General features: G+C 61.9%; 6 protein-coding genes and 1 pseudogene. All 7 read right to left on the bottom strand.

The window, feature by feature from the left end; translation table 11 throughout:
* Window positions 1–114 (bottom strand): annotated as a pseudogene (locus G5358_RS03295) (NADH-quinone oxidoreductase subunit J); the annotation flags it as partial.
* Between the two features lie 10 nt (window positions 115–124).
* On the bottom strand, window positions 125–667 hold the full coding sequence (gene nuoI, locus G5358_RS03290) for an NADH-quinone oxidoreductase subunit NuoI (RefSeq protein ID WP_005337245.1): 543 nt from the start codon (window positions 665–667) through the stop codon (window positions 125–127).
* 10 nt (window positions 668–677) lie between these two features.
* On the bottom strand, window positions 678–1,646 hold the full coding sequence (gene nuoH / locus G5358_RS03285) for an NADH-quinone oxidoreductase subunit NuoH (protein ID WP_005337244.1): 969 nt from the start codon (window positions 1,644–1,646) through the stop codon (window positions 678–680).
* Window positions 1,643–4,381: an NADH-quinone oxidoreductase subunit NuoG gene (gene nuoG / locus G5358_RS03280; protein ID WP_421323609.1), complete on the bottom strand. Its 2,739-nt coding sequence runs from the start codon at window positions 4,379–4,381 to the stop codon at window positions 1,643–1,645. The genes nuoH and nuoG overlap by 4 nt, the downstream gene beginning before the upstream one ends.
* 41 nt (window positions 4,382–4,422) lie before the next feature.
* Window positions 4,423–5,808 (bottom strand): NADH-quinone oxidoreductase subunit NuoF, encoded by a 1,386-nt coding sequence (gene nuoF / locus G5358_RS03275; protein ID WP_421323608.1) that lies wholly within the window; start codon window positions 5,806–5,808, stop codon window positions 4,423–4,425.
* Window positions 5,805–6,347 carry an NADH-quinone oxidoreductase subunit NuoE gene (gene nuoE, locus G5358_RS03270; protein ID WP_005337236.1) on the bottom strand — a complete coding sequence of 181 codons (543 nt, stop codon included), beginning with the start codon at window positions 6,345–6,347 and terminating at the stop codon, window positions 5,805–5,807. The genes nuoF and nuoE overlap by 4 nt, the downstream gene beginning before the upstream one ends.
* An 80-nt stretch (window positions 6,348–6,427) precedes the next feature.
* Window positions 6,428–8,233, bottom strand: a complete 1,806-nt coding sequence (gene nuoC, locus G5358_RS03265) for an NADH-quinone oxidoreductase subunit C/D (RefSeq protein ID WP_103251695.1) — start codon at window positions 8,231–8,233, stop codon at window positions 6,428–6,430.
* Window positions 8,234–8,235 lie beyond the last annotated feature (2 nt).

The raw sequence follows: 8,235 nt of genomic DNA, 5'->3' as shown, positions 1-8,235 counted from the left end.
GGCGATGAGGGAGATGATGAGATTGAGCAGCGCATGCATGGGATTGCTGGTGCTGATCACCCGCAGCGTGCTGTAAATGGCCACCAGGGCCGAGGCATAAAATGCCAGTTCCATGATTGACTCCTCAGGGCAGCAGGCTCTTGACATCGATGGGCTTGGCTTCGTTTTCGGCATCCCCTTTCGGCTTGCCGTCGATGGCCATCCCGCTCATGCGATAGAAGTTGTAGTCCGGGTATTTGCCGGGCCCGCTGATCAGCAGATCCTCCTTCTCGTACACCAGATCTTGGCGGCGATACTCACCCATCTCGAAATCCGGTGTCAGCTGGATGGCGGTGGTGGGGCAAGCCTCTTCACACAGGCCGCAGAAGATGCAGCGAGAGAAGTTGATGCGAAAGAACTCCGGATACCAGCGACCATCTTCCCGCTCGGATTTTTGCAGCGAGATGCAGCCGACCGGGCAGGCAACTGCGCAGAGGTTGCAGGCCACGCAGCGCTCGTCCCCGTCGGGGTCACGGGTCAGCACGATGCGACCGCGGTAGCGGGGGGCCGCATAGACTGCCTGCTCCGGATAGTTGAGGGTTTCACGGGGCCGCCAGGCATGGGAGAAGACCATGGCCAGACTGCGTAACTGGGTGCCGACACCCTGAATAATGCTAACAATTTTCATATTGAGTGCCTCACTGCGTACTTATCAGTACAACTGCCGCGGTGACCAGCATATTGATCAGGGTCAGCGGCAAGCAGACTTTCCAGCCAAACGACATCACCTGGTCAAAGCGCGGGCGAGGCAGGGAGGCCCGCAGCAGGATGAAGAACACCATGAAACAGGCGGTCTTCAGGGCAAACCAGATGAAGGGGGGCAGCCAGGGGCCGTGCCAGCCACCGAAGAAGAGGGTCACGATGAGCGAGGAGATCAGCACGATGCCGATATATTCTCCCACGAAGAAGAGACCCCACTTCATCCCCGCATACTCGATGTGATAGCCGTCGGCGAGCTCCTGCTCGGCTTCTGGCTGATCGAACGGGTGACGGTGGGTGACGGCGACACCGGCAAACAGGAAGGTGACAAAGCCCAGGATCTGGGGCACCACGTTCCACAAGTCTGCCTGTGCCTCGACGATATCCCGCAGGTTGAAACTGCCGGTCTGGATCACAATCCCCATCAGGGATAGCCCGAGAAACACCTCGTAGGAGAGGGTCTGAGCCGAGGCGCGCAAGCTGCCGAGCAATGAGTATTTGTTGTTGCTCGACCAGCCGGCGAACAGTACCGCATAGACCGCCAGCCCCGCGATGGCCAGGATGTAGAGCAGCCCCACATTGAGATCAGCCACGCCCCAGGTGGGGGTAATGGGCACCACCGCAAACGCCAGAATAAAGGCAGTGAAGGCGATGATGGGGGCCAGGATAAAGATCCGCCGATCAGCGAACGGCGGGATCCAGTCCTCCTTGAAGAACATCTTGATCATGTCGGCGGCCAGCTGGAGCAGACCAAACGGCCCCACCCGGTTGGGGCCGTAGCGATCCTGCCACAGGGCCAGCAGACGGCGCTCGATGAAGCTCATGAAGGCGCCAGCCCCCACGATCCCCACCAGCACGATCAGTGCCTTGCCCACCTCCAGCAACAGATCGATCAGCGACTCGCTCATGCGATCACCTCCTGCAGGTTAGTGATTGAGGCTTGTTGCAGGGCAGTCGGCAGGCCGTTCACCCCAAGGGGGAGTCCCACCAGACCGGCGCTCAGCTGATCGCTAAGCCGCAGACGCAGTTGCCAGTGGCTACCGCCCCAGGAGAAGGAGACCTGACTGCCCCCGTGGAGGGCCAGACGCTGCGCATCAAGGGGATTGAGCACCAGCTCGGGTTCGTTCATCCGGGCCTGAATGACCGGGCTGCGGGCCGACAGCTCCTCACCACCAAACAGCTGGGCATAATTGACCACTTGCAGCGCATCCTCTGCCTTGAAGGGGGAGGGGATGGTAGTAAACCAGCCAAGGGTATCTTCGCTTGCTTCCAGCAGACGGCGACCCGGATCGCCAGCACGCAGTTTGCCACCCACTTCATCCTGGAACTTGTTCCAGGCGGAGGGAGAGTTCCAGCCCGGCGCCCAGGCGAACGGTACTTGCGGCAGCGGCTGACGGGCTCCTGCATACCCTTCCATGGAGAAGTTGAAGGGGGAGTCGGGATCTTGCGCTACCCGCGGCTCGCTGACGTTCTGATCCGCCAGCATGGAGGTGCGACCGCTGTAACGATGCGGCTCACGGGCCAGTCGCATGCCACGGATCCGCAAGCCTGCGTTGGGCGCCGCTTCCAGCATGGTAGCCAGCAGCGGATTGCTGGTGGCACAGTCATGGTTGACCTGGTCGAAGTTCTGCCAGCGCAGCGGCTTGCGTTCGATCGCCCCTTGCAGCGCCGCCAGCCAGCGCCACCCTTCACGCACCTGAATATCGGCGTTGTAAAAGGCGGGTGCATAGACCTGGAAGAAGCGCTGGGCGCGCCCTTCCATGTTCACCAGCGTGCCATCGGCTTCGGCAAAACTGGCCGCTGGCAGCACCAGATCAGCCTTGTTGGCGGTCGGGGTCGCCTGATGGTCGATGACCAGCAGGTGCTGCAGCCGTGCCAGCGCAGCATCCACCCGGTTGCGCGGCGCGCGGCGGTAGAGATCGTTCTCCAGGGTGACCAGCGCCAACCCCTCTTCGGCCTCGATACGCGCAAGGGCGGCTTCGAGCGGCTTGTCTGACAAGGTTTGAGCGCCCAGCATGGCCAGCCCCAGCGAGTTGGCCTCCTGGCCAACCAGCGCGATGTTGGCTTCCAGTCCTCGGCCTTTCAGGACGCGGGCAATGTTGCTGGCCGCCTCAAGCAGCGCCACATCGCGGGCACTGGAGCCTGCAATGATGAGCGGCTTCCTGGCGTTGCCGAGCAGCTCGGCCCAGCGAGTCGCTTGTGCCTGCAGCTCGGGGCAGAGGTCGGCCACGGCCGGTGCACTCGGGTCGAGCAGGTTGGCGATGGCAAAGCCAATGCGCGCCTGATCGGCATAGGGGGCGTGCAGCTTGTCGGCCGCCACATCGTCCAGACGGGTGGTGTCGAGGCTGGTGATGAGCAGCGGGTAGCGCTCGTTCTGACCCAGGGTCTGAACGGCGGCGACTTGCCACAGATCCACCTTCATCTTGCGGGCCAGCTCGCGAGCCTTGCCCTTGACGGCTTGGCGCAGCGCCAACGCGATACGGGCGGCGCTCATGGTGACATCTTCGCCGAGCAGCAGAATGGCGTCAGCCTCTTCCATGTCTCGCAGGCTTGGAGTCGGCACGCCGCCCTGTTGCAGGATCTGCAGCATCTTCAGCTGACAGGCCCACTCGGCCTGCTCGACGCCAGCGTAGAAGTTGTCTGCACCCACCAGCTCGCGCAGGGCAAAGTTGCTCTCCAGCGAGGCGCGCGGCGAGCCGATGCCGATGAGGCTGCTAGCGCTGCGTAGGGCATCGGCGGCTCGGTTGAGGGCGCCATCGACCGTGATGGTCAGCTGGTCGTTGCCATCTTTGAGCAGCGGTTGGCGCGGGCGGTCGGCCAGATTGACGTAGCCATAGCCAAAGCGGCCACGGTCACAAAGGAAGTAGTGGTTGACGCTGCCGTGGAAGCGGTTTTCGATGCGGCGCAGCTCGCCATAACGCTCACCCGGGCTGATGTTGCAACCCACGGAGCATTGCTGGCAGATGCTGGGGGCAAATTGCATGTCCCACTTGCGGTTGTAGCGCTCGGAGTGGGTCTTGTCGGTGAAGACGCCGGTGGGGCAGACCTCCACCAGGTTGCCGGAAAATTCGCTCTCCAGAGTGCCATCCTCGACCCGTCCGAAATAGACGTTGTCGTGTGCACCGTAGACGCCAAGATCCTCGCCACCGGCATAATCCTTGTAGTAGCGGACGCAGCGGTAGCAGGCGATGCAGCGGTTCATCTCGTGACCGATGAAGGGGCCCAGCTCCTGATTCTGGTGGGTGCGCTTGGTAAAGCGGTAGCGACGGCTGTTGTGGCCGGTCATTACCGTCATGTCCTGCAGGTGGCAGGCGCCGCCCTCTTCACACACCGGGCAGTCGTGAGGGTGGTTGGTCATCAACCACTCCACCACGCTCTTGCGAAATTCTTTAGCCTCTTCATCCTCGATGGCGATGTAGCTGCCATCGGTGGCCGGGGTCATGCAGGACATGACCAGACGGCCGCGTTTGTCATCGGCATTCTGATACTGTTTGACCGCACACTGGCGGCAGGCGCCAACGCTACCCAGCGCCGGATGCCAGCAGAAATAGGGGACGTCCAGACCCAGCGACAGACAGGCTTGCAGCAGGTTATCTGCTCCGTCTACCTCGTACTCTTTGCCGTCTACATAAATGGTTGCCATACAACTTCCCTGAAACCTGTTTTGTGAAATCTGTGGTGTCGTTACCAGCGCTCGCCCAGCAGATTGGGCTGGATCCCTTTGACCGGCTTGCGGTTATCACCGCTGCCTTTGATCCCGGCCTCGAATTCGGAGCGGAAATATTTGATGGCGCTGGCCAGCGGCTCGACGGCGCCCGGTGCGTGGGCGCAGAAGGTCTTGCCCGGGCCAAGGAAACCGCAGAGTTGTTCCAGAGTCGCCAGATCGCCGGATTGCCCTTCGCCACGTTCCAGTGCCCGCAGCAGCTTGACGCTCCAGGGCAGGCCATCGCGACAGGGCGTGCACCAGCCACACGACTCGCGGGCGAAGAACTCCTCCATGTTGCGCAGCAGACTCACCATGCTGATGGAGTCATCCACCGCCATGGCGAGGCCAGTCCCCATCCGGGTGCCGACCTTGCCGATACCGGCGGTATACATCTGGGCATCGAGGTGCTCCGGCAGCAGGAAGCCGGTTCCCGCGCCGCCCGGTTGCCACGCTTTCAGGCGATAGCCGCTCTTCATCCCGCCGGCGTAATTTTCAAACAGCTCGCGGGCGGTGATGCCAAAGGGCAGCTCCCAGACCCCGGGGGTGTTCACCTTGCCGGAGAAGCCCATCAGCTTGGTGCCGTGATCTTCCGAGCCCGGCAGCGCCAGCCCGTGATACCAGGCGACTCCGTTGCCGATAATGGCGGGGACGTTGCAGAGGGTTTCGACGTTGTTGACGCAGGTGGGTTTGCCCCAGGCGCCGGAGACGGCGGGGAAGGGGGGTTTGGCACGCGGGTTGGCACGGCGCCCTTCCAGCGAATTGATCAACGCCGTCTCTTCACCACAGATGTAGCGGCCGGCGCCGGTGTGGACGAACAGCTCGAAGTCAAAACCGGATCCCAGAATGTTCTTGCCCAGTAGACCGGCGGCCTTGGCCTCTTCCACCGCACGGCGCAGATGGATGGCAGCATCCACATACTCGCCGCGCAGGAAGATATAGCCGCGATAGGCCTTGAGCGCCCGGGCACTGATGATCATCCCCTCGATCAGCAGATGGGGCAGTTGCTCCATCAGCAGGCGATCTTTCCAGGTGTTGGGCTCCATCTCGTCGGCGTTGCAGAGCAGGTAACGGATGTTCATGCTCTCGTCTTTGGGCATCAGCCCCCACTTCACACCCGTGGGGAAGCCCGCGCCGCCACGCCCCTTGAGACCGGCATCCTTGACGGTACTGACGATCTCGTCCGGGCTCATCTGGCCGAGCGCCTTGCGGGCGGCTTCATAGCCCTGTTTGGCCTGATACTCCTCCAGCCACACCGGCTGGCCGTCGTCCCGCAGCCGCCAGGTGAGCGGGTGGGTCTCGGCGGTGCGTGCCGTGCGGTTGGCGGTGCCAAGAGAGGCGAGAATTTTGTTCTGCGGCAGGCTCATGGGTAAGCCTCCAGGGTTTTCAGCAAGGTCACCGGATCGAGGCCGCCATAGGTATCGTCATCGATCATGATGGCTGGCCCCTTGTCGCAGTTGCCAAGGCAGCAGACCGGCAGCAGGGTGAAGCGGCCATCCGGGGTGGTTTGACCGGGGCCGAGGTTCATCACCTCCTTGAGACCGGCCAGCAGATCTTCATGGCCATTGATGTAGCAGACCATGCTGTCGCAGACGCGGATGATGTGACGCCCTACTGGCTGGCGGAAGATCTGGCTATAGAAGGTGGCGACCCCCTCCACGTCGCTGGCGGGAATGCCGAGCTCGGCCGCGATGGCGTGAATGGCGCCGTCGGGTACCCAGCCTCTGGCCTGCTGCACGATCTTGAGCGCTTCGATGCTGGCGGCGCGGGGATCTTCGTAGTGGTGTTTCTCGTGTTCGATGGCATCGCGTTCAGCCTGGCTCAGAACGAAGTCGTCCTGTTTGCTGCTGCATGCCCCTTGCCCCTGTGGGGTCTGATTATTGTGACACTGACATTGCTGGCTCATGACTTGACCTTTGGTGGCTTGTCCTTTTACTGCTCGTCCGGCGATCCCGATTCCCGGCCATGGCCGGGAGGGCGGATCACTTAACGGTCCACATCCGACATAACAAAATCGATACTGCCCAGATAGACGATGAGGTCCGACACCATGCTGCCCTTGATCACCGAGGGGATCTGCTGCAGGTGAGCAAAGCTCGGGGTGCGGATCCGGGTCCGGTAGCTCATGGTCGAGCCGTCACTGGTCAGGTAGTAACTGTTGACCCCCTTGGTCGCCTCGATCATCTGGAACGACTCGGCAGCGGGCATCACCGGGCCCCAAGACACTTGCAGGAAGTGGTTGATCAGGGTCTCGATGTGCTGCAGCGTGCGCTCTTTGGGCGGCGGGGTGGTGAGGGGGTGATCCGCCTTGAAGGGGCCCTCCGGCATGTTCTTCATGCACTGCTCGATGATCGACATGCTCTGGCGGATCTCCTCGATCCGCACGGTGGCTCTGTCGTAGGCATCGCCATTGCTGCCGACCGGCACTTCAAAGTCGAACTGGTCATAGCCCGAATAGGGACGCCACTTGCGCACGTCGAAGTTGAGGCCGGTGGCGCGCAATCCGGCCCCCGTGGTGCCCCAGGACAACGCCTGCTCGGTGGTGTAGGCCGAGACGCCTATGGTTCGACCGCGCAGAATGCTGTTGCGCATCGCCGCTTTTTCGTAATCTATCAAGCGCTTGGGCAACCAGCTCAACAGGTTGTCCTGCACCAGCCGCTGCCATCCCTTCGGCAAGTCGTGGGCCACACCACCGATACGGAACCAGGCCGGATGCATGCGGGCACCGGTGATCGCTTCGATGATGGTGTAGATCTTCTGCCGATCGGTGAAGGTGAAGAAGACCGGGGTCATGGCCCCCACGTCCTGAATATAGGTACCGAGGAACAACAGGTGGCTCTGGATACGGAACAGCTCCGCCATCATCACCCGGATCATGTCGACCCGCTGGGGCACCTTGATGCCGGCCAGCTTCTCGACCGCCAGCACATAAGGGAGGTTGTTCATCACCCCGCCCAGATACTCGACCCGGTCGGTATAGGGGATGTAGCTGTGCCAGGACTGGCGCTCGCCCATCTTCTCGGCACCACGATGGTGGTAGCCGATGTCGGGCACGCAGTTGCGGATCTCCTCGCCATCGAGCTGCAACACCAACCGGAAGGCGCCGTGAGCAGAGGGGTGGTTGGGGCCGAGGTTGAGGAACATGTAGTCCTCGTTCTCGTTGCCGCGTGCCAGCCCCCACTCTTCCGGTTTGAACAGCAGGTTCTCCTGCTCCATGTCCTGTTTGGCGGCATCGAGCATGAAGGGATCGAATTCGGTAGCGCGCGCCGGGTAATCCTTGCGCAGCGGGTGACCCTGCCAGCTCTTGGGCATCATGATGCGGGTCAGATGGGGGTGGCCATCGAAGGTGATGCCCATCAGATCCCACACTTCCCGCTCGTACCAATTGGCATTGGGGAAGTGGTTGGTGATGGTGGGCAGATGCAGGTCACTCTCGGCCAGCGCCACTTTCAACATCACATCGGCGTTACGGTCGATGGAGATGAGGTGATAGAAGACGGTGAAATCGCTCTGGGGCAGACCGTCGCGATGGCTGCGCAGCCGCTCATCGGTGGCGCTGAGATCAAACAGCATCACAAACGGGGAGGGCACCTTGCGCAAAAAGCCCATCACATCCTGAAGCAGTTCGCGGGGGAGCCAGACCACCGGCACGCCGGTGCGCGTGGTCTGCACGGTGAAGTGCTCGGCCCCGAAGTGGGCAAACAGTTCGCCAATGACTTTGGCATCCTTGTGGTCGCTGGGCTGCCACTGGGCCATGGCGTAATTGCTGGGAAAATCACGAGTCAGTTTCATGG

Source organism: Aeromonas sp. 604176 (genome assembly GCF_049170755.1).
GTDB classification, from domain to species: domain Bacteria; phylum Pseudomonadota; class Gammaproteobacteria; order Enterobacterales; family Aeromonadaceae; genus Aeromonas; species Aeromonas veronii_A.
Note: the sequence above shows the minus strand (reverse complement) of the source record. Positions and strands in the feature narration are given on the sequence as shown.

Excerpts from the sequence above, each read along its gene's own strand:
- nuoG (WP_421323609.1), bottom strand. The coding sequence starts at position 4,381 with ATGGCAACCATTTATGTAGACGGCAAAGAGTACGAGGTAGACGGAGCA.
- nuoF (WP_421323608.1), bottom strand. The coding sequence starts at position 5,808 with ATGAGCCTGCCGCAGAACAAAATTCTCGCCTCTCTTGGCACCGCCAAC.
- nuoC (WP_103251695.1), bottom strand. The coding sequence starts at position 8,233 with ATGAAACTGACTCGTGATTTTCCCAGCAATTACGCCATGGCCCAGTGG.
- nuoI (WP_005337245.1), bottom strand. The coding sequence starts at position 667 with ATGAAAATTGTTAGCATTATTCAGGGTGTCGGCACCCAGTTACGCAGT.
- nuoE (WP_005337236.1), bottom strand. The coding sequence starts at position 6,347 with ATGAGCCAGCAATGTCAGTGTCACAATAATCAGACCCCACAGGGGCAA.
- nuoH (WP_005337244.1), bottom strand. The coding sequence starts at position 1,646 with ATGAGCGAGTCGCTGATCGATCTGTTGCTGGAGGTGGGCAAGGCACTG.